The 21,035-nt window shown below is 65.4% G+C and carries 20 protein-coding genes; 13 read left to right on the top strand and 7 right to left on the bottom strand.

Annotated features, from left to right (window positions below; translation table 11 throughout):
• The first annotated feature begins 4 nt into the window (after positions 1–4).
• The 5 genes from truA (at position 5) to accD (ending at position 4,523) form a co-directional block, all read left to right on the top strand.
• Positions 5–793 carry a tRNA pseudouridine(38-40) synthase TruA gene (gene truA, locus ACI3EV_RS09595; RefSeq protein ID WP_337690299.1) on the top strand — a complete coding sequence of 263 codons (789 nt, stop codon included), beginning with the start codon at positions 5–7 and terminating at the stop codon, positions 791–793.
• Positions 794–865: 72 nt separating this feature from the next.
• Positions 866–1,540: a phosphoribosylanthranilate isomerase gene (locus ACI3EV_RS09600; protein ID WP_337690298.1), complete on the top strand. Its 675-nt coding sequence runs from the start codon at positions 866–868 to the stop codon at positions 1,538–1,540.
• A gap of 13 nt (positions 1,541–1,553) precedes the next feature.
• Entirely contained in the window at positions 1,554–2,804 is a 1,251-nt protein-coding gene (trpB, locus tag ACI3EV_RS09605) for a tryptophan synthase subunit beta (protein WP_337690296.1), read from the top strand.
• Positions 2,801–3,610 (top strand): tryptophan synthase subunit alpha, encoded by an 810-nt coding sequence (gene trpA / locus ACI3EV_RS09610; protein ID WP_337690293.1) that lies wholly within the window; start codon positions 2,801–2,803, stop codon positions 3,608–3,610. Before trpB ends, trpA begins: the two co-directional genes overlap by 4 nt.
• A 31-nt stretch (positions 3,611–3,641) precedes the next feature.
• Positions 3,642–4,523 (top strand): acetyl-CoA carboxylase, carboxyltransferase subunit beta, encoded by an 882-nt coding sequence (gene accD / locus ACI3EV_RS09615; RefSeq protein WP_337690291.1) that lies wholly within the window; start codon positions 3,642–3,644, stop codon positions 4,521–4,523.
• Positions 4,524–4,593: 70 nt separating this feature from the next.
• Here the strand turns inward: accD and ACI3EV_RS09620 are convergent, their stop codons facing one another.
• Entirely contained in the window at positions 4,594–6,372 is a 1,779-nt protein-coding gene (locus ACI3EV_RS09620) for a VWA domain-containing protein (protein WP_337690289.1), read from the bottom strand.
• 233 nt (positions 6,373–6,605) lie between these two features.
• Between ACI3EV_RS09620 and lysS the strand changes: the two genes are divergently transcribed.
• Together lysS and ACI3EV_RS09630 are read left to right on the top strand one after the other, a co-directional pair.
• Positions 6,606–8,159: a lysine--tRNA ligase gene (lysS, locus tag ACI3EV_RS09625; RefSeq protein ID WP_329771309.1), complete on the top strand. Its 1,554-nt coding sequence runs from the start codon at positions 6,606–6,608 to the stop codon at positions 8,157–8,159.
• Positions 8,160–8,214: 55 nt separating this feature from the next.
• A complete protein-coding gene (locus ACI3EV_RS09630; RefSeq protein WP_337690287.1) occupies positions 8,215–9,438 on the top strand; it encodes an MFS transporter in 1,224 nt (407 codons plus the stop codon).
• Between the two features lie 19 nt (positions 9,439–9,457).
• Here ACI3EV_RS09630 and ACI3EV_RS09635 read toward each other — a convergent pair whose 3' ends face one another.
• The 3 genes from ACI3EV_RS09635 to purN all read right to left on the bottom strand — a co-directional run bounded on the left by ACI3EV_RS09635 (position 9,458) and on the right by purN (position 11,217).
• Positions 9,458–9,784 carry a hypothetical protein gene (locus tag ACI3EV_RS09635; RefSeq protein WP_329771311.1) on the bottom strand — a complete coding sequence of 109 codons (327 nt, stop codon included), beginning with the start codon at positions 9,782–9,784 and terminating at the stop codon, positions 9,458–9,460.
• Positions 9,785–9,877: 93 nt separating this feature from the next.
• On the bottom strand, positions 9,878–10,606 hold the full coding sequence (gene ypfH / locus ACI3EV_RS09640; protein WP_337690285.1) for an esterase: 729 nt from the start codon (positions 10,604–10,606) through the stop codon (positions 9,878–9,880).
• Complete coding sequence (purN, locus tag ACI3EV_RS09645) at positions 10,603–11,217, bottom strand: phosphoribosylglycinamide formyltransferase (RefSeq protein WP_337690282.1); 615 nt, start codon at positions 11,215–11,217, stop codon at positions 10,603–10,605. The genes ypfH and purN overlap by 4 nt, the downstream gene beginning before the upstream one ends.
• Before the next feature lie 170 nt (positions 11,218–11,387).
• Between purN and ACI3EV_RS09650 the strand changes: the two genes are divergently transcribed.
• The 6 genes from ACI3EV_RS09650 to glmU all read left to right on the top strand — a co-directional run bounded on the left by ACI3EV_RS09650 (position 11,388) and on the right by glmU (position 19,098).
• A complete protein-coding gene (locus ACI3EV_RS09650) occupies positions 11,388–12,164 on the top strand; it encodes a ferredoxin--NADP reductase (RefSeq protein ID WP_337690280.1) in 777 nt (258 codons plus the stop codon).
• A 93-nt stretch (positions 12,165–12,257) separates the two neighbouring features.
• Complete coding sequence (locus ACI3EV_RS09655) at positions 12,258–13,103, top strand: hypothetical protein (protein ID WP_337690278.1); 846 nt, start codon at positions 12,258–12,260, stop codon at positions 13,101–13,103.
• A 28-nt stretch (positions 13,104–13,131) separates the two neighbouring features.
• On the top strand, positions 13,132–14,187 hold the full coding sequence (locus tag ACI3EV_RS09660) for a bifunctional riboflavin kinase/FAD synthetase (RefSeq protein WP_329771316.1): 1,056 nt from the start codon (positions 13,132–13,134) through the stop codon (positions 14,185–14,187).
• Between the two features lie 105 nt (positions 14,188–14,292).
• Entirely contained in the window at positions 14,293–17,121 is a 2,829-nt protein-coding gene (gene ileS, locus ACI3EV_RS09665; RefSeq protein ID WP_337690275.1) for an isoleucine--tRNA ligase, read from the top strand.
• Positions 17,122–17,670 (top strand): signal peptidase II, encoded by a 549-nt coding sequence (lspA, locus tag ACI3EV_RS09670; protein WP_337690273.1) that lies wholly within the window; start codon positions 17,122–17,124, stop codon positions 17,668–17,670. It abuts the gene before it with no gap.
• A 54-nt stretch (positions 17,671–17,724) separates the two neighbouring features.
• Positions 17,725–19,098: a bifunctional UDP-N-acetylglucosamine diphosphorylase/glucosamine-1-phosphate N-acetyltransferase GlmU gene (gene glmU, locus ACI3EV_RS09675; RefSeq protein WP_337690568.1), complete on the top strand. Its 1,374-nt coding sequence runs from the start codon at positions 17,725–17,727 to the stop codon at positions 19,096–19,098.
• Positions 19,099–19,116: 18 nt separating this feature from the next.
• Here the strand turns inward: glmU and ACI3EV_RS09680 are convergent, their stop codons facing one another.
• The 3 genes from ACI3EV_RS09680 to ACI3EV_RS09690 are packed head-to-tail and all read right to left on the bottom strand — an operon-like array spanning position 19,117 to position 20,983.
• Positions 19,117–19,674: a DUF924 family protein gene (locus ACI3EV_RS09680; protein WP_329771319.1), complete on the bottom strand. Its 558-nt coding sequence runs from the start codon at positions 19,672–19,674 to the stop codon at positions 19,117–19,119.
• A complete protein-coding gene (locus ACI3EV_RS09685; protein WP_337690267.1) occupies positions 19,671–20,018 on the bottom strand; it encodes a MerR family transcriptional regulator in 348 nt (115 codons plus the stop codon). The genes ACI3EV_RS09680 and ACI3EV_RS09685 overlap by 4 nt, the downstream gene beginning before the upstream one ends.
• Before the next feature lie 17 nt (positions 20,019–20,035).
• Entirely contained in the window at positions 20,036–20,983 is a 948-nt protein-coding gene (locus ACI3EV_RS09690; protein WP_018716202.1) for a DnaJ C-terminal domain-containing protein, read from the bottom strand.
• Positions 20,984–21,035 lie beyond the last annotated feature (52 nt).

The following is a 21,035-nucleotide window of genomic DNA, read 5'->3' on the forward strand; positions in this document are numbered from 1 at the left end:
CACCATGCGGATCGCGCTGGGCGTAAGCTATCTGGGCAGCCGCTATCTGGGGTGGCAAAGCCAGCCCTGCGGCAACACCGTGCAGGACAAGCTGGAACTGGCGCTGCAGCGCTTTACCGCCGGCCCACCAGTGAACACGCTGTGTGCCGGCCGCACCGATGCCGGCGTGCACGGGCTGATGCAGGTGGTGCACTTCGATACCGAGATCGAGCGCAGCGCAATCTCCTGGATGCGCGGCACCAACACCTATCTGCCCGATGACATCGCGGTGCAGTGGGCGGCGGCCGTGCCGGACAGCTTCCATGCGCGCGCCAGCGCCATCGCGCGGCGCTATGTCTATGTGCTGCTGGAATCGCCGGTGCGGCCCAGTCTGGAAAGCGGCCGCGTTGGCTGGGTGTTCCGCCCGCTGGACCAGGCGGCGATGGAGGATGCCGCGGCGCGCCTGCTGGGCGAGCACGATTTCACGTCCTTCCGCGCCGCTGCCTGCCAGGCGCTGAGCCCGGTGAAGACGGTGCAGCGCATTGCCATCAGCCGGCACGGCGCCTACTGGCGCTTCGAATTCCAGGCGAATGCCTTTCTGCACCACATGATCCGCAACCTCATGGGCTGCCTGCTGGCCGTTGGCCACGGCAACCAGCCGCCGGAATGGATAGACCAGGTGATTGCCGCACGCAGCCGCGATGCCGCCGCGCCGACCTTCTCGCCAGACGGGCTGTATTTTGCCGGGCCGGTGTATGCGACGGAGTGGGGGCTGCCGGAGCGGACGGCGGCGTTTGAGTGGTTGCCGGGATAAATCGGCAGACAAGCGCCTCGGCCATTGCCGGGGCTGCAACACGAATCAGGCCCATGGGCCACAATACGCCCCATGCAAGTCTCCCTCCCCCGTACCCGCATCAAGTTCTGCGGCTTCACCCGTGAACAGGACGTGGACTCAGCCGTGGCCTGCGGTGCCGATGCCATCGGCTTCGTGCTCTACGCGCCCAGCCCGCGCGCCGTCAGCCCGCATCGTGCCGCCCAGCTGGCGCGGCGGCTGCCGCCCTTCGTCACCCCGGTGCTGCTGTTCGTCAATGCCGATGACACCCTGCTGCAGGAAGCCGCAGCAGCCGTGCCACATGCCAGCTGGCAGTTCCACGGCGATGAAAGCCCGCAGCGCTGCGAGCAGGCCGCCGGCCAGCGCGCCTGGTTGCGCGCCGCGCATATCCCGCTGGGGGCCGGCAGCAGCTTTGACTTGCTACAATTCTGTCAACAGTATTCCCGCGCCCAGGCCATCCTGCTCGATGCCAAGGTCGATGGCTATGGCGGCGGTGGCAAGGCATTCGATTGGTCACTCCTTACAACAAACGTCAACGCTCCCCTCGTCTTGAGTGGTGGACTGACGCCTGCAAACGTGGGCGACGGCATCACGCGCCTGCGTGATCGCTGCCAGTCGCTGTCTGTCGATGTCAGTTCCGGCATAGAGTCGGCCAAGGGCATCAAGGATGCCGACAAGATGCGCGCCTTCGTCGCGGCCGTCCGTGCCGCTGACGCCCTTCCTGTCTGACCGGATCTTCCCCATGACCAGCTACTCCTATCCCGATGCCAACGGGCACTTTGGCAAGTTCGGCGGTGCCTTCATCTCCGAAACCCTGACCCACGCCATTGACGAACTCAAGCAGGCCTACGCCCGCTACCAGAACGATCCCGAATTCCAGGCCGAATTCGCCTACGAGCTGGCGCACTACGTCGGCCGTCCCTCGCCGATCTACCATGCCGCCCGCATGAGCCGCGAAATGGGCGGTGCCCAGATCTACCTCAAGCGCGAGGACCTGAACCACACCGGTGCCCACAAGATCAACAACGTGATCGGTCAGGCACTGCTGGCCAAGCGCATGGGCAAGCCGCGCATCATTGCCGAGACCGGTGCCGGCCAGCACGGCGTGGCCACCGCCACCATCTGCGCCCGCCTGGGCCTGGAGTGCGTGGTCTACATGGGCGCAGAAGACGTCAAGCGCCAGTCGCCCAACGTGTTCCGCATGAAGCTGCTCGGTGCCACCGTGGTGCCGGTCGAATCTGGCAGCCGCACACTGAAAGACGCCCTGAACGAGGCCATGCGCGACTGGGTCACCAACGTCGACAACACCTTCTACATCATCGGTACTGTAGCCGGCCCGCATCCCTACCCGATGATGGTGCGCGATTTCCAGAGCGTCATCGGCCAGGAATGCCTGGAACAGATGCCGGCGCTGCACCAGGGCCGCCAGCCCGATGCGGTGGTCGCCTGCGTGGGTGGCGGCAGCAATGCCATGGGTATCTTCTACCCGTATATCGAACATGCTGGCACGCGCCTGATCGGTGTTGAAGCCGCTGGCGAAGGCCTGGACAGTGGCAAGCACTCGGCCTCGCTGGAGCGCGGCGAGCCGGGCGTGCTGCACGGCAACCGCACCATGATCCTGCAGGACGCCAACGGCCAGATCACCGAAACGCACAGCATCAGCGCCGGCCTGGACTACCCCGGCGTCGGTCCCGAACACGCCTGGCTGCAGGAGATCGGCCGTGCCGAATACGTCGGCATCACCGACCAGGAAGCGCTGGACGCCTTCCACTACCTGTGCCGCGCCGAAGGCATCATCCCGGCGCTGGAATCCAGCCACGCCGTGGCCCATGCCATGAAGCTGGCCAAGACCATGTCGCCCGACCAGGCGATCCTGGTCAACCTGTCCGGCCGTGGCGACAAGGACATCGGCACCGTGGCCGACCTGTCCGGCGAAGATTATTACGACCGCCCCTCGATGCGCGGTCTGGTTGTGAAAGGAGGCCAGGCATGAGCCGTATCCAGCCCACCCTGCAGCGTCTGGCCGAGCAGAAGCGCAAGGCCCTGATTCCCTACCTGATGACCGGCTACCCCGAGCGTGACTGCACCGTGCCGCTGATGCACGCCGCCGTCGCGGCCGGCTCCGACATCATCGAACTCGGCGTCCCGTTCAGCGACCCGATGGCCGATGGTGCCGTGATCCAGGCTGCCGGCGAAAAGGCGATTGCCCAGGGCGTGAGCCTGGCAACCGTACTGGAGCAAGTCAGCCTGTTCCGCCAGCAGGACAACAGCACCCCGGTGGTGCTGATGGGCTATGGCAACGCGGTCGAGAACTACGAGCTGCGCCACGGTGCCGGCAGCTTTGCGCGAGATGCCAGCGCCGCCGGTATCGACGGCATGCTGGTGGTGGACTTCCCGCCCGAGGAAAGCGCCGACTTTGCCGCCCAGCTGCGCGCCCACGACATGGACCAGATCTTCCTGCTGACCCCGACCTCCACCGAGCAGCGCATGCAGGAAGTGGCAGCGCTGGCCACCGGCTATGTCTACTACGTCTCGCTCAAGGGCGTGACCGGTTCCGGCGCGCTGGATACGGCTGCCGTGGCCGAGGCGATTCCGCGCATCCGCCAGCATGTGAAGATCCCGATTGGCGTCGGTTTCGGCATCCGCGATGCCGAGAGCGCGCGCGCCATCGGCCAGCATGCCGATGCCGTGGTCATCGGCAGCAAGATCATGCAGCTGATCGCCGACCAGACCGGCGAGGGTATCCCGCAGGCGGCTGCAAGCTTCCTGCAAGATATCCGTAGCGCACTGGATGCATAATGTCGCTGCATCAGAATACGAAAGCAAACCTATGAGCTGGCTGGAAAAACTGTTGCCGACCAAGGCAACCAAGACCCCGCGATCGTCCGAGCGCTCCACCTTCATCCCCGAAGGCGTGTGGATCAAGTGCCCGAGTTGCGATACCACCCTGTACAAGAGCGATCTGGACAAGAACCAGCACGTCTGCCCCGAGTGTGGTCACCACCACCGCATGGGCGCACGCCAGCGTCTGGACCTGTTCCTGGACCCCGAAGGCCGCCATGAAATCGGCCAGGAAGTGCTGCCGCTGGACGCGCTGAAGTTCAAGGACAGCCGCAAGTACCCGGAACGCCTGAAAGAGGCGCTGGACGCCACCAACGAGACCGATGCCCTGATCGTGATGCAGGGCAGCGTGCACAGCATTCCGCTGGTCGCGGCCTGCTTCGAGTTCGACTTCATGGGCGGCTCCATGGGCAGCGTGGTCGGCGAGCGCTTTGTGCGCGGCGTCGAATACGCGGTGCAGCACCAGCTGCCCTTTGTCTGCTTTACCGCCACCGGTGGCGCGCGCATGCAGGAAGGCCTGCTGAGCCTGATGCAGATGGCCAAGACCAATGCCGCGCTGACGCGCCTGGCCAAGCAGGGCCTGCCCTATATCAGCGTGCTGACCGATCCGACCATGGGCGGCGTGAGTGCCGGCTTCGCCTTTGTCGGCGACGTGGTGATTGCCGAGCCCAAGGCGCTGATCGGCTTTGCCGGCCCGCGCGTGATCGAGAACACCGTGCGCGTGACGCTACCAGACGGCTTCCAGCGCGCCGAATTCCTGCTCGAAAAGGGCGCGATCGACATGATTTGCGACCGCCGCGAACTGCGCAAGACCGTGGCCCACACGCTGGCCATGCTGCAACGCAAGCCGGCCGAGGCTGTCAGCGCCTGAGCGTCTGCGTCCTGGTGACAACAGCCCGTGTTGGCCTTCTGGCTACACGGGCTGTTTTTTCAAGGTCGCTTCAATACGGCTGCGGCTGTACCGGCAGGCGCGGATGCGGGATCGGCACGACCGGTACCGGGCGCGGTAGCGGGACCGGACGCAGTGCCGGCGGCGGCTCCTCGACCGTCACCGACGGTGTTCGGCTGGACAGGCTGGAAGCGATCTCGACCAGCTCGACAAATTCAGCGCGCAAGCCGAATGGATCCGCTCCTTGCGCGCCCTTGGCCAGTGCCAGCGTGTCCTTCCAGCCAAAGTTTCCGGTGGTCTTGCCGCCGCGCAGCAACTGGCCATAGCTGGCCACCGCCGTGGCATGGCGCATGTCGGCGCTGGCCTGCGCCAGCGGCTGGCTGCCGGTGCGCACCGGCACGCTCAGCAGCGTACTGCTGCTCTTGCCGACCGGCTTGTAGCGGATGTTGACATAGGCATATTCCTGGCCGTGGGCCGTGGCGGCGGGAGCAGCAGGCTGGTAACGGCTATCGCTGAGCCAGCCCTGGCGACCGGCCGGAATGATCTCGTACAGCGCCGTGACCGCATGGCCGGCGCCGATCTCGCCGGCATCGACCTGGTCGTTATTGAAGTCCTCCTGGCGCAGCATGCGATTCTCGTAGCCGATCAGGCGGTACTGGCTGACCGTGGCCGGGTTGAACTCGACCTGCAACTTCACGTCACTGGCAACCGTGGCTAGCGTGGACGTGAGCTGCTGACGCAAGACCTTTTTCGCCTCGCGTTCGGTATCGATATAGCTGTAGTTGCCGTCACCGGCATCGGCCAGCTGCTCCATCAGGCGCTCGTTGTAGTTGCCCTGGCCATAGCCCAGCGTGGTCAGCGAGATGCCGGACTTGCGCTTCTCCGCCACCATACCGCGCAACGTGGCAAAGTCGGTGATGCCGACGTTGAAATCGCCATCGGTCGCCAGCAGGATGCGGTTGATGCCGCCCCGGATATAGGCGCGCTCAGCCTCGCGGTAGGCCAGTTGCATCGCCTGTTCACCCGCGGTGGCGCCGCCAGCCTGCAGGCTGTTGATGGCGCGCAGCAGGGTATCGCGCTGGTTGCCCGGCGTCGGCGGCAGCACCAGCTGTTCGCCGCTGGCATAGGTGATCAGCGTCACGCGATCCTGCGGCCGCAGCTGGTCCAACAGCTGGCGCAGCGTCTTTTTCACCAGTGGCAGCTTGTCCTCGGACTGCATCGATCCCGATACGTCCACCAGGAACACCAGGTTGGCCGGCGGCAGGCTGCCAAACGACTGGTCAGCCGCCTGGATCGCAATGCGCAGCAGCTCGGCACCGTTCTTCCAGGGCGATTGCGCCACTTCAGTGCTCACGCCAAACGGATGGCGGCTGTCGGCCGGACGCGCGTAATCGTAGGGAAAGTAGTTGATCAGCTCTTCCACGCGCACCGCGTCTACCGGCGGCAGTCGGCCGTTGTTGAGGAAACGGCGCACATTGGCGTAGCTGCCGGTATCCACATCGATGCTGAAAGTGGAAACGGGCTCACGCGCCACCACATGCACCGGGTTGTCCTGGATCTGGCCGTACTGCTCGGTGTTCTGTACCGGCGGGCGGTACTCGGGCGGCATGATGATGGCGCGACGGTCCATGCTGGCCATGCCGACCGCCGCCGGGGCGGCCATCACCTGTGCGCCATACAGCTGCGCCTGCTTGCTGGCCAAGGGGGCCGGTGGCCGGGACTGTGATGGTGCCGTGGTTTCAGTCAGCGGAGCCTGCTGCGCACAGGCTCCCAGCAACAGCATGGCAGCCAGGGACAGGGGACGCCAATGGGCGACAAGCGTATCTTGCATGGGACTTCCTTCCAGAGTCTTGCCGGCGCAACAGCCCGGCTCAACGGCAAGGCTACACGCTGCAGACAAGACAGCAGGCAGCCGAAGCCCTAAAATACGGGTTTTACCCAAATTTACGGCCTTTCTGGCCGGTCTACTGCCACTCTGTGCGGTTGGCAGCGTTTTCTTGCCGCATAGGCAACTCAAAAAACCCATATATCTACTCGCTGCCGCATAGGCAGCCAAATCTCACTATGTCCGACCAGCAACAAGCCTCCCAAGTTCCCGCCGCCGACGAAAACCAGCTCATTGCCGAACGCCGCGAGAAACTGAAAACCCTGCGCGCCGCCCAGGCCGAGGGCAAGGGCGTGGCCTTCCCGAACGATTTCAAGCCCTCCGACCGTGCCGCCGACCTGGTGCAGGCCCTCGACGGCAAGACCAAGGAGCAGTTCGAGGAAGAAATCGCTGCCGGCAACAGCACGCCGGCCACGATTGCCGGCCGCATGATGCTCAAGCGCGTCATGGGCAAGGCCAGCTTTGCCACGTTGCAGGACGCCACCGGCCGTTTCCAGATCTACGTCACGCGCGATGCCGTGGGTGAAGAGGTCTATGCCGATTTCAAGAAGTGGGACCTGGGCGACATCATCGCCGCCGAAGGCCATGTGTTCAAGACGCGCACCGGCGAGCTCTCCCTGCACGCCACCCGCATCCGCCTGCTGACCAAGAGCCTGCGCCCGCTGCCGGACAAGTTCCACGGCGTGTCCGACCAGGAGCTGAAGTACCGCCAGCGTTACGTGGACCTGATCACTGACGAAGACGCACGCCTGCGCTTCGTCGCACGCAGCAAGGCCATCAGCAGCATGCGCGATTTCATGGTGCAGAACAGCTTCCTCGAAGTCGAGACGCCGATGCTGCACCCGATCCCGGGCGGCGCCAACGCCAAGCCCTTTGTCACGCACCACAACGCGCTGGACCAGGACATGTTCCTGCGCATCGCGCCCGAGCTCTACCTGAAGCGCCTGATCGTCGGCGGCTTCGAGCGCGTGTTCGAAATCAACCGCAGCTTCCGCAACGAAGGCATCAGCGTCCGCCACAACCCCGAATTCACCATGATGGAGTTCTACGCGGCGTTCTGGAACTACCAGGACCTGATGGACTACACCGAAAAGCTGATTCGCCATGTCGCCATGCAGGCGCGCGGCTCGCTGACCGTGACCTACCAGGGTGGCGAGGAGATCGACCTGTCGCAGCCGTTCCGCCGCATGACGATCCGCGAAGCGATCCTGGCGCATACCGATGCCGGCGACAACGTGGACAACGCCGTCTGGCTGATCGACGCCCTCAAGCGCCTCGGCATGAGCGAAGAGAAGGACCGCCTGAGCCAGCGCAGCCTGCCCGCGCTGCAGGTGCTGTTCTTCGAGGAAAAGGTCGAGGAACAGCTGTGGCAGCCGACCTTCATCATGGAGCACCCGACCGAAATCAGCCCGCTGGCCCGCGCCAACGACGAGCGTCCCGAGGTGACCGAGCGCTTCGAGCTCTACATCACCGGCCGCGAGATGGCCAACGGCTTCTCCGAGTTGAACGACGCCGAAGACCAGGCCGCGCGCCTGCAGGCCCAGGTCGATGCCAAGGACGCCGGTGACGACGAGGCCATGTACTTCGACCACGACTTCATCCGTGCGCTGGAATACGGCATGCCGCCCACGGGTGGCTGCGGCATCGGCATCGACCGCCTGATCATGCTGCTGACCGACAGCGGCAGCATCCGCGACGTGATCCTGTTCCCGGCGCTGCGCAAGGAAGCCTGAGCCTTCCCGTAACCCGATGACCCCAGGCACCAGCGCAAGCCGGTGCCTGTTTGTCATGTCCATGTCTTCCTCTTCTTCTGCAACGACGGCCGCACCCGCGCCGGGCTTTGTGCTGCCGGTCGTGGCCGCCGTCGGCCTGTCGCACCTGCTGAATGACCTGATCCAGGCGCTGCTGCCGGCGATCTACCCGATGCTGAAGACGCAGTTTGCGCTGAGCTTTGGCCAGATCGGCCTGATCGCGCTGGCCTACCAGGTCACGGCCTCGCTGTTCCAGCCCTGGATCGGCTTCTACACCGACAAGCACCCCAAGCCCTGGCTGTTGCCCAGCGGCATGGTGCTGACGCTGACCGGCATCGGCATGCTGGCCGTGGCCGGCAGTTTTCCGACGCTGATCGTGGCCGCCTGTGTGGTCGGGCTGGGTTCGGCCACCTTCCACCCGGAAGCCTCGCGCGTGGCGCGCATGGGTTCGGGCGGGCGCTTTGGCACGGCGCAGTCGATGTTCCAGGTCGGTGGCAATACCGGCTCGGCGATCGGCCCCTTGCTGGCAGCCGCCATCGTCGTGCCATTCGGCCAGCCGGCCATCGCCTGGTTCATGCTGATCGCCCTGCTCGCCATCGTGGTGCTGTGGCAGCTGTCACGCTGGAGCGCGCGCCATGGCCAGGCGCAGATCCGCAAGCTCGCCAGCCAGCAGCCTCCGCCGCTGGACCGTGCCACCGTCATCCGCGCCATCGCCGTGATTGCGGTGCTGATGTTTGCCAAATTTGTCTACACCGCCTCCATCACCAACTACTTCACCTTCTACCTGATGGAGCGCTTCGGCATCAGCCTGCGTGACAGCCAGCTGTACCTGTTCATGTTCCTGGCGGCAGTGGCGGCCGGCACCTTTGCCGGCGGTCCGGTGGGCGATCGCATTGGTCGCAAGGCGGTGATCTGGGTGTCGTTCCTGGGCGTGGCGCCGTTTGCGCTGCTGCTGCCACACGCCAGCCTGTTCTGGACCGCCGTGCTGGTGATCCTGATCGGCCTGATCATGTCCTCGGCGTTTTCGGCGATGGTGGTGTATGCACAGGAAGCCGTTCCGGGGCGCGTGGGCCTGGTGTCGGGGCTGATGTTTGGCCTGATGTTTGGCCTGGGTGGCATGGCCGCTGCCGGCCTGGGCCAGCTGGCCGACCAGCACGGCATTGTGCGGGTCTACCAGTGGTGTGCCTGGTTGCCGCTGCTGGGTCTGGCCACGGCCTTGCTGCCGCGCACCCAGCCTGCCGTCGTGCTACGCAAGGCCTGAAGGCACTACTGCCAGCGGCTTAGCGTACTTCCTTCACGGCCACGTCCTCGACCTCGGTACGCGGGTTGCTGAAACGCTCCTGCACGCGCTCGCTGGCAGTTTGCGGCTCGGTCGCCGGCTGCGTGGCGGCGCCAGGCATGCCCCACTGGAAACCGCCGCCCGGCATGCGACGCGCAAAGCCGGCATAGGTCTGATAGAGCTTGAAGGGATTACGACCGGTCAGCAGCATCCAGATGCCGCCCAGCACGGCCGCAAACGCCCCCACGATCAGGAAACTGATGGTGAAGATGGCGGCAGCGCCCCACAGGAACACGCGCAACAGGAAACCCACAATCGAATCGGTCATGAACGGAACAGCCCTCACTGGAACAATCAATACCGTCCAGTTTGAGGCAAGCGGGTCAAATGTCAAGCGCCTGTCACACGCGAAACGTATCCATCAGTGAATCGTGCAATCGTCATCGGCCGCGGGCTGGCCGGATTGCTGCATCGCCTCGCGCCAGATGCGCAGCGGTACATGGTTGCGCAGCAGGTGCAGCAGGCGCTCCTGCATCTCGGCGCTGAATTCATGGCCGGTATCGGGAAAGACATCCACGGTGAAGTCGCAATCGAGCGCACGCAGGCGGTAGCCGGCTTCGGTCGCGGCCTGGTAAGGCATGCGCGTGTCGTGGCGACCATGCAGCCAATGCAGCGAGGTCTGCAGGTGCATGGCTTCAGGCAGCGTGGCAAAACGGCCAGCAACTGCATACAGACGCGCCGCCACCTGTTCGCTGGCCACCACCGCCTCCAGCGCCAGCATGGCTGACTGGCCAAACGCCACCAAGGCCGTGCGTTCCGCGCCCAGGCCACAGGTCTGCTGCCAGGCTTGCAGCGTGCGCATCAGCTCGTCGCGTGCCGGCAACACGCGTTCCAGCCGGTTGTCATCGTTTTCGCCACGCTCGGAATACCACTGGAAACCTTCGCCGTCATCGTGCTGGTGCGGCGCCGCGATACAGGCGACCAGTCCATCAGGAAAGCTGTCGGTCAGTTGCTGCGCCATGTCCAGCATGTCGGCCGGGCGCTGACCTGCGCCATGCAGCAGCAGGAACAGCTGTTGCGGCTGTTCAGGCCAGGCCACCACCACGTCATTCGGGGCGGGAACGGTCACGGGCAGCTGGTTCGGGTTCATGCGGCCTCCAGGACCGGTGTGGTCTGCTGCAGCCAGTCGGCGATGGCGCGTGGGTAGATCAGGTGCTCCTGCGTCAGGATGCGCGCGGCCAGGGCTTCGGCCGTGTCGCCGGGCAGGATCGGCACCACCGCCTGGGCCAGGATCAGACCGTGGTCGAGTTCGGCCGTGACCTGGTGCACGGTAGCGCCAGCGTACTTGCAGCCGGCATCGATCGCGCGCTGGTGCGTGTGCAGGCCGGTAAACGCGGGCAGCAGCGAGGGATGGATATTCACCAGCCGTCCCGCATAGCGCGCCACGAACTCGGGTGTGAGGATGCGCATGAAACCGGCCAGCACCACCAGCGCCGGCTGGTGGCTGTCGATCTGCTCGGCCAGCGCCCTGTCAAACGCGGCACGATCGGGGTAGGCCTTGTGGTCGACCACGGCGGTGGCAATGCCCTGCTCACTGGCCAGTTGCAGGCCACCGGCATCGGCCTTGTTGCTGATGACTGCCGCCACGTGCGCGCCAAAGCGGCGCTGCCAGTGCTCTTGCTTGGCAGTACGGACAATGGCGGCCATGTTGGAGCCGCCACCGGAGATCAGGATCACGATATTGCGTCGGGCTTGCGTCATGCGCGAATTATGCACCCAGAGCCCGGTTGGCTGCTGTAGACCGGGTCGGTAGGCGTGCGTCTTATTCGTTTGGCTTATATGCTTGTGCTTTACCTGAAGTGGCAAGTAAAGGACAATATAGGATTCCCCTAACCACCGGATGGCAGCCAGAGCCACCCTTTTTCATCATCATGAGCGCCTTCCTAGAAGAAAAAGTCCTGTCCGTGCACCACTGGACCGACACCCTGTTCAGCTTTACCACCACGCGTGACACCGCGCTGCGTTTCTCCAACGGCCACTTCACCATGATCGGCCTGAAGCAACCCAACGGCAAGCCGCTGCTGCGCGCCTACAGCATCGCCAGCGCCAACTACGAAGAGTATCTGGAGTTCCTGAGCATCAAGGTGCAGGATGGTCCGCTGACCAGCCAGCTGCAGCACATCAAGGAAGGCGACACCATCATCGTTGGCAAGAAGCCCACCGGCACGCTGCTGATCGACTACCTGCTGCCGGCCAAGAACCTGTACCTGCTCGGTACCGGCACCGGCCTGGCACCCTGGATGTCCATCATCCGTGATCCGGAAACCTATGAACGCTTCGAGAAAGTGGTGCTGGTACACGGCGTGCGCTTCATCAACGAGCTGGCCTACCGCGACTACATCACCCAGGAGCTGCCCGAGCACGAGTTCCTCGGCGAGATCGTGCGTGAACAGCTGGTCTACTACCCGACCGTCTCGCGCGAGCCGTTCGAACGCGAAGGCCGCATCACCACCCTGATCGAAAGCGGCCAAATGGCCCGCGAGCTGGGCCTGCCCGAGCTGAACCCGGAAACCGACCGCGTCATGATCTGCGGTTCTCCGCATATGTTGCGCGACCTGAAGGCACTGTGCGAGGCACGCGGCTTCAAGGAAGGCAACACCACCACACCGGGCGACTTCGTGATCGAACGCGCCTTCGTGGAAAGCTGATCCCGCGCGACTGTCCTTTCCCGACAGCCCGGCCGATGCCTGCATCGCCGGGCTGTGTCGTTTCTGTCCTGCCACAAGGCGATAATCCCCGTCATGAAAAAAATCCTGCTTATTCTGCTGGCCGTGCTGATCGCGCTGGCCTTGCCGGTCTATGGTTCGCGCCAGGCGATCGAGGCGCTGGAGCAGCACCAGGAACCCGGCGGCCTGGCGATGAACCTGGCCTGGTGGGTGACCCAGCTGCCCGGCTATGGTGCCGTAGCGGACGTGCCGCGCACGCGTGTGGCAGTCGCCGCGCACCAGTTGCATGATGGCGCCGAGTTTGGTGACCTGGCGCAACAGCAGCAACGCGGAGAGCGCCTGCTGCAGCGCCTGCAGCCCTGGCTGGATCAGATACCGCAAGATACGCTGACACTCAAGGCGCAGCAGCTGGCGCTGGCCACGCTGGTGCGCATGCCGCAGCAGCCGGCTGGCCTGGCGGCGCGGCTGGAGCAATCGCTCGGCACGGCGCTACAGGCACCCACCGCCGCGCAACAGCCAGCCATGCTGCGCCTGCAGGCGGCCGAAGCGCTGGCGCTATCGGCCGCACGCCGCCAGGATGCAGCCGCGGCCAGCCAGTGGCAGGCCTACGCCTGGGAGGCAGTGCCAGCCCCGACCGATATCAAGGCGCAGACGCTGGAAAACACCGCGCGCAGCCTGATTCCGCTGCGCATCGCGCTGGCTGCCTGCCAGCCGGGCCAACCTGCCCCGGCCTTCGATGCCGCACGCCAGGCACTGGCGCATGGCTATGACATCCGCCAGCTGCGCCGCCAGTACCAGAGCGGCTGGGACCGGCCACTGCTGCTGCAGGCAGAACAGCACGGCACGGCCGAGGGTTGCAGCGCGCTGGCCAAGGAATACCAGCAGCTGCTGACGGCGCCGCAGCCGTCCACGCCGCGCTGAGCGGATCACGGTGGGATAATAGCCAGCCATGAAGATCTTCCGTGGCTACCGCCTCCCGCCGGACGCACCGCCGTGCGCCCTTACCATCGGCAATTTTGACGGCGTGCACCGTGGCCACCAGGCCATGCTGGCACTGCTGCGCAACGAGGCGCGCCACCGCGGCCTGCCCAGCTGCGCCATGACCTTCGAGCCGCACCCGCGCGACTTTTTTGCCGAGCAGTTCCAGAACCCGGAGCTGGCGCCAGCGCGCATTGCCACGCTGCGCGACAAGCTGTGCGAGCTGTCCAACAATGGCATCGACCAGACCGTGGTCGTGCCCTTCAATGCCGAATTCTCTTCGCTGCCGCCCGAGGTGTTCATCCGCAAGGTGCTGGTAGAAGGCCTGCGCGCGCAGTATGTGCTGGTCGGCGATGACTTCCGCTTTGGTGCCAGGCGCGCCGGCGATTACGCCATGCTCGATGCCATGGGCCGCGAACTGGGCTTTGAGGTGGCGCGCATGAACAGCTACGAGGTGTCACGCCCGCTGCAGCCACACGAGCCGCTGCCGTCCGAGCCCGGCATCCGCGTCAGCAGCACCGAGGTGCGCGCGGCGCTGGCACGCGGCGACATGAACGAGGCTGCCTGGCTGCTGGGTCGCCCGTACAGCATCAGTGGTCACGTGGTGCATGGCCGCAAGCTCGGACGCGAACTGGATTTCCCCACACTCAACCTGCGCTTCTCGCACTGGAAGCCGGCGGCCAGCGGCATTTTCGTGGTCGAAGTGACCGGCCTGTTTGACGATGGCCGCGTGCTGCCCGGCGTGGCCAACCTGGGCATACGCCCCTCGCTCGATCCGAACGATGTCAATGGCGGCCGCGTGCTGCTCGAGACCTTCTGCCTCGAATGGCCCGACGACCTGCCCGATGGCTATGGCTACGGTAAAATCATCCGCGTGGACCTGCTGCACAAACTGCACGACGAGCGCAAATACGATGGTCTGGCTGCCCTGCGTCAGGGTATTGCCCAGGACTGCGCCGACGCGCGCGCCTGGTTTGCCGACCGCCACAGCGAAACGCGCCGCCAGACCACACGCGACCGAATTTGACGCTGCCCAGCTCCGCAGGCGCGGCAGTTGCCGTGCCCTGCACCCTGCGTCCCCCCTTTCCCCCGCCAGGCCGGCCAGCGGCCCTGCAGCCCCAGGAACCCCCCCATGTCCGATACCGACAACAAGACCGATTACAGCAAGACCCTGAACCTGCCCGATACCCCGTTCCCGATGCGCGGCAACCTGCCCAAGCGCGAACCCGACTGGGTGAAACAGTGGGAAGACAGCGGCCTGCACGCCAAGCTGCGTGCCGCCCGCGCCGGCCGCGACAAGTTCGTGCTGCATGACGGCCCGCCCTACGCCAACGGCCAGATCCACATCGGCCACGCCGTCAACAAGATCCTGAAGGACATGATCGTCAAGGCGCGCCAGCTCAAGGGCCTGGACGCGATCTACGTGCCAGGCTGGGACTGCCACGGCCTGCCGATCGAGAACCAGGTCGAGAAGCTGTTTGGCCGCAACCTGCCGCGCGACGAGGTGCAGGCCAAGAGCCGCGCCTACGCCACCGAGCAGATCGCCAGCCAGATGGCCGACTTCAAGCGCCTGGGCGTGCTCGGTGCCTGGGACAATCCGTACAAGACGATGGACTTCGCCAACGAGGCGAACGAGATCCGTGCGCTGCGCAAGATCATGGAGCGCGGCTTTGTCTACCGCGGTCTGAAGCCGGTCTACTGGTGCTTTGACTGCGGTTCCTCGCTGGCCGAGTTCGAGATCGAATACGCCGACAAGAAGAGCCAGGCGCTGGACGTGGCCTTCCGCTGCGCCGAACCGGAAAAGCTCGCTGCCGCCTTCGGCCTGGCGACGCTGAACGAGCCGGCCTATGTGCTGATCTGGACCACCACCGCCTGGACGATTCCCGCCAACCAGGCGCTGAACGTCAACCCGGAGCTGGACTACGCGCTGGTGCATACCGAGCGCGGCTACCTGCTGCTGGCCAGCTCGCTGGTGAGCCAGTGCCTGGAACGCTACGGCCTGCAGGGCGAGCTGGTCGGCACGGCGAAGGGTCGCGCACTGGAATCGCTGCGCTTCGAGCACCCGCTGCACGATGTGGACGCCGGCTACCGCCGCACCGCCCCGATCTACCTGGCCGACTACGCCACCGATGCCGACGGTACCGGTATCGTGCACGCTGCGCCGGCCTATGGCCTGGATGACTTCCAGAGCTGCATCAGCCATGGCATGCGCTACGACGAGATCCTGAACCCGGTCACCGGCAACGGCACCTACGAGGCCGATTTCCCGCTGTTCGGCGGCCAGCACATCTGGAAGGCGGTGCCGGTGATCATCGACACGCTGCGCCAGGCCGGCCGCCTGTTTGCCGAGCACACCATCAGCCACAGCTACCCGCATTGCTGGCGCCACAAGACGCCGGTGATCTACCGCGCTGCCGCCCAGTGGTTTGTGCGCATGGACGAAGGCGAAGGCGTGTTCACGACCGACAAGGCCGCCCGTAGCCTGCGCGAGACGGCACTGGACGCGATCGAGCAGACCAGCTTCTACCCAGAAAACGGCCAGGCGCGCCTGCGCGACATGATTGCCAACCGCCCGGACTGGTGCATCAGCCGCCAGCGCAACTGGGGTGTGCCGCTGCCCTTCTTCATCCACAAGGACAGCGGCGAGCTGCACCCGCGCACCATGGAGATCATGGAGCAGGCAGCGCAGATGGTCGAGCAAGGCGGCATCGAGGCCTGGAGCAAGGTCACGGCCGAAGAGATCCTGGGCGCCGATGATGCCCAGCATTACAGCAAGGTCAACGACACGCTGGACGTCTGGTTCGATTCCGGCACCACGCACCTGCACGTGCTGCGCGGCAGCCATGCCGGCCTGCTGCAATTCCCGGCCGACCTGTACCTGGAAGGCCATGACCAGCACCGCGGCTGGTTCCACAGCTCGCTGCTGACCGCCTGCGCCACCGATGGCCGCGCGCCCTACAAAGGCCTGCTGACGCACGGCTTTACTGTCGACGGCCAGGGCCGCAAGATGAGCAAGTCGGTCGGCAACGTGGTGGCACCGCAGAGCGTGAGCGACAAGCTCGGCGCGGAAATCATCCGCCTGTGGGTGGCCAGCACCGACTATTCCGGCGACCTGGCGATCGACGACAAGATCCTGGCGCGCGTGGTCGATGCCTACCGCCGCATCCGCAACACGCTGCGCTTCCTGATGGCCAACATCAGCGATTTCGATGCCGCCACGCAGTCCGTGCCGCACGAGCAGCTGTTCGAGGTCGATCGCCATGCGCTGAGCCACGCTGCTGCCCTGCAGGCCGACATCCTGGCGCACTACGAAGTCTACGAATTCCACCCGGTCGTGGCCAAGCTGCAGCATTTCTGCAGCGAGTTCCTGGGCGGCTTCTACCTGGACGTGCTCAAGGACCGCCTGTACACCACGCAGGTGGACAGCCGTGCTCGCCGCAGCGCCCAGACCGCGCTGCACCAGATCACGCACGCCATGCTGCGCTGGATGGCACCGTTCCTCAGCTTTACCGCCGAGGAGGCCTGGGCCATCATCGGCAGCAGCGATTCGATCTTTATCGAGGAATACTGCCAGCTGCCGGCACCCGATGCTGCCCTGGACGCCAAGTGGGAACGCCTGCTGGAGATCCGCGCCGCCGCACTGAAAGAGATCGAGGCCGTGCGTGAGCAAGGCCAGGTCGGTGCCTCGCTGCAGGCCGAGCTGACCGTGACCGCCGCGGCCGATGACCTGGCGCTGCTGCACAGCCTGGGCGAAGACCTGAAGTTCATCTTCATCACCTCGAAGGTGACGCTGCAGGCCGGCGAAGCGCTGGCGATCACGGTCACGCCATCCGGCGCGCAGAAATGCGAGCGCTGCTGGCATTACCGCGATGACGTCGGCAGCGATGTCGAACACCCGACGATTTGCGGCCGCTGCAGCAGCAACCTGTACGGCGCCGGCGAACAGCGGGAGTTTGCATAAATGGCGGCCACGCGATCGCGCAACAGCAAGCGCCGCCCGATCCGGGGCTCCCGCGACAGCCTGGTCATGTGGCTGGGCATTGCGGCGCTCTGGTTCCTGTTTGACCAGTTCACCAAGTTCCTGATCCTGGGCCACTACCAGCTCGGCGACAGCACCTATGTCACCAGCTTCTTCAACGTGGTGCGGGTGCACAACTACGGCGCCGCCTTCTCCTTCCTGGCCGGTGCCGGTGGTTGGCAACGCTGGTTCTTCATGGGCATCGGCATCCTGGCGGCCAGCTTCATGGTCTATATGCTGGTGCGCCATCCGGGCCAGCGCCTGTTCAGCTTTGCCATGGCCAGCCTGCTGGGCGGTGCCATTGGCAACGTGCTGGACCGCGTGCTGCACGGCTATGTGGTGGACTTTCTGGACTTCCACTGGCGCTTTCTGGAGCCGCTGTTCTACCGCGGCCACTTCCCCGCTTTCAATATCGCCGATACGGCCATCACGATTGGCGCGATCTGCCTGATCCTGGATGAAGTCCTGCGCGTGCGCCGTGGGGCGCGCTGACGCCGAACCTGCAAGGAGTTTCCCGTGAACAATAAGCCTCTCGATATCGTCATCATGGCTGCCGGCAAGGGCACCCGCATGAAAAGCGCCACGCCCAAGGTGCTGCAACAACTGGCGCACCAGGGTCTGGTGCAGCACGTGCTCGATACCGCCGCGCAGCTGCAGGCACGCAAGGTGGTGGTAATCACCGGCCATGGCGCCGAACAAGTCGAAGCCGCCCTGCTGCAGACGGATGAGGCCGCACCGCGCCGCGAATTCGTGCGCCAGATGCCGCAGCTGGGCACCGGCCATGCCGTGCAGCAGGCGCTGCCGGTGCTGGACGATGACGGCGTGATGGTGGTACTGTCCGGCGACGTGCCACTGACCGAGGCCGACACCATCCAGCAGCTGCTGGAAGTGTGCAGCGACGAATGCCTGGCACTGCTGACGCTGACCATGGACAACCCGTTTGGCTATGGCCGCGTGCTGCGCAACCCCGATGGCGAGGTCAACCGCATCGTCGAGCAGAAGGACGGCAAGCCGCAGGAACTGCTGGTCAAGGAAATCTACAGCGGCATCATGGCGGCACCGACGCGCCTGATGCGCCAATGGCTGGGCCGTATCGACAACCACAACGCCCAGCAGGAGTACTACCTGACCGACGTGGTCAAGCTGGCGGTGGCCGATGGCGTGCCGGTGAAGGCCCACATGATCCACGACGCGGTGCAGGTTGCCGGCGTCAACAGCCCGCAGCAACTGGCCGAGCTGGAGCGCGAATACCAGCAGCGCCAGGCGCGCCGCCTGATGGCCGATGGCGTGCGCCTGCGCGATCCGGCGCGCTTTGACGTGCGTGGCACGCTGCAGTGTGGCCAGGACGTGGATATCGACGTCGGCTGCGTGTTTGAAGGCAGCGTGACGCTGGGCAACCGTGTGAAGATCGGCGCACATTGCGTGCTGGCCAACTGCACGATTGGTGACGATGTCGTCATCAGCCCGTTCACCCATATCGATGGCGGCAAGCAGCCGGTGCAAGTTGGTGCCGGCAGCCTGATCGGCCCGTTTGCGCGCCTGCGCCCCGGTGCCGAACTGGCCGAGGAAGTGCACATCGGCAACTTCGTCGAGGTGAAGAACTCCACCCTGGCCAAGGGGGCCAAGGCGAACCACCTGGCCTACCTGGGCGATGCCACCGTGGGCGAACGCGTCAACTACGGCGCCGGCAGCATCACCGCCAACTATGACGGCGCCAACAAGCACCGCACCGTGATCGAGGCCGATGTGCATATCGGCAGCAACAGCGTGCTGGTGGCCCCGGTCACCATCGGCGCCGGCGGCACCGTGGGTGCCGGCAGCGCGGTCAGCAAGGACACGCCGGCGAATGCGCTGAGCGTGGTGCGCGGCCGCCTGACGCTGAAAGAGAACTACACGCGTCCGGCCAAGATCCAGAAGTAAGCCGCGCGGCCAGCTGCGTCAGAAACTCGATCCCGGCTGCTGCAGGAAGGCCAACTCCTCGGGCGTGGAAACACGTCCGAGCTGCGCATTGCGATGCGGATAGCGGCCAAAGCGTTCGATGATGTCGCGGTGGTGCAACGCAAAGCGGTAGTTGTCTTCCAGCCCCGGCTGGTCAAACAGCTGCACGGACTGCTGCTGGATGACGGCCGACTCGCTGTGCATGTACGGCAGGTAGAGAAAGGCACGCTGCGGCGGCGGCAAGGCCCGGTCCAGCGTGGCGGCCACCGCTTCCTGCGCCAGCACCAGCGCCTGCGCGTCCTGGGCAAAGGCCTGCGCCGTCCCCCGATAGACATTGCGCGAGAACTGGTCCAGCACGATGATCTCGGCCAGCCGGCCACGGATGCTGTCGCGCCAGTGCGCTAGCTCGCCCTGGCTGGCCGCCTGCAGCAGCGCGCCAAAGCGCTCGGCAATCAGCGCATCAAAGGCGGCATCGACTGCAAACCACTGCTTCGGCGTGGTCTCCTCGAACCAGAAGCGCAGCACCGCTTCGGCATCGGGCAGATCAGGCCGGTTCATGCCAGACGCTCCAGCTGGCGGCGCAGCCGCGCCACTTCTTCCATCAGGTCCACGGTGAGGGCCGCCAGCTGCGGGTCGGCCTCGAACTGGCGTTCCAGATCGGCGATGCGGCGCGCGCGCAGCACCATGGTGCAGGAAAAGCGCCAGCTGCCCTGGTCATCGGCCAGCACACGCGGATCGCTGCTGGTCTGCGTGATGCCGATCACGCCTTCGTGCACGCGTTCGTGCACCCACTCGGGTGCCATGCGGCAGGCGCGTGCCAGCTCCTGCAGGGTCAGGGAATGGTCGGCCAGCAGCTCGGTCAGGTCTGCCGGCACGGGGATGGTGGTGGTCAGGTGTGCCATCGTCAATCTCTCCTTGCTCAGGCCAGGCGCGGGTTGAAGCCGGGATAGGCCTTGGCCAGGGCCTCCCAGGCCGCACGTTGTTCATCGGTCACGGCACCGGGAATCGCCGGCTCCAGCTCCAGATACAGATCACCGGGTTCGGCTGCCGGAATGCCGCGCCCCCTCAGGCGCAGCTTGCGGCCGCTGCCCGATCCCGCCGGCACGGTCACTTCCACCGTGCTGCCGGACGGCGTGTTGACCTGGATATCGCCGCCCATGGCAGCTTCCCAGGGCGAGACGCGTACACGTTGCGTCACGTCCTTGCCTTCCACGCGCCAGCGCGCATCGGGGCGGAAACGGACTTCCAGCAGCACATCGCCATTGGCAGCGCCACCAAAGCCCGGCCCCCCCTGCCCGGCCAGCCGGATCAGCTGGCCTTCGCGTACGCCCTTGGGAATCCTGACCTGCAGGCTGCGCTGCTCCGGCACCACCTGACCGTCGTCCGTCAGGCGGGCGCTCTGCAGCGTGATGGTGCGTTCGGTGCCCTGGTAGGCATCGCGCAGCTCCAGTTCGATGCTGGCATGCAAATCCTCCCCGCGCATGGCGCTGGGACGCTGCTGGCGCTGTGCGCGGCCGGCGTGCGCCGCCTGACCGAACATCTGCTCGAAGAAATCGCTGTACCGGCCTTCGCCGCCGCTGTGGAAATCGCCTTCGCGCCAGCTGTAGCCGGCATCCCAGCCCGGTGGCGGCTGGTAGTGGCCGCCGCCCTGCGGCTGCGCGCCGGCCTGGTCGTAGGCGGCGCGCTTCTCGGGATCGGACAGCACGGTATTGGCCTCGTTGATCTCGGCCATGCGGGCATCGGCGTCGGCTTCCTTGCTGACGTCCGGATGGTATTTGCGGGCCAGCTTGCGGTAGGCCTTCTTGATGTCGTCGGCGCTGGCGCTCTTGTCGACGCCCAGCACCTGGTAGTAATCCTTGAACTCCATGTGCAACAGCTCCTGGATAGTATGCGCAACACACTGCTGCGCCTTGCCCCAT

The organism is Allobrachymonas wangyanguii, from assembly GCF_045055315.1.
Lineage (GTDB): Bacteria > Pseudomonadota > Gammaproteobacteria > Burkholderiales > Burkholderiaceae_C > Brachymonas > Brachymonas wangyanguii.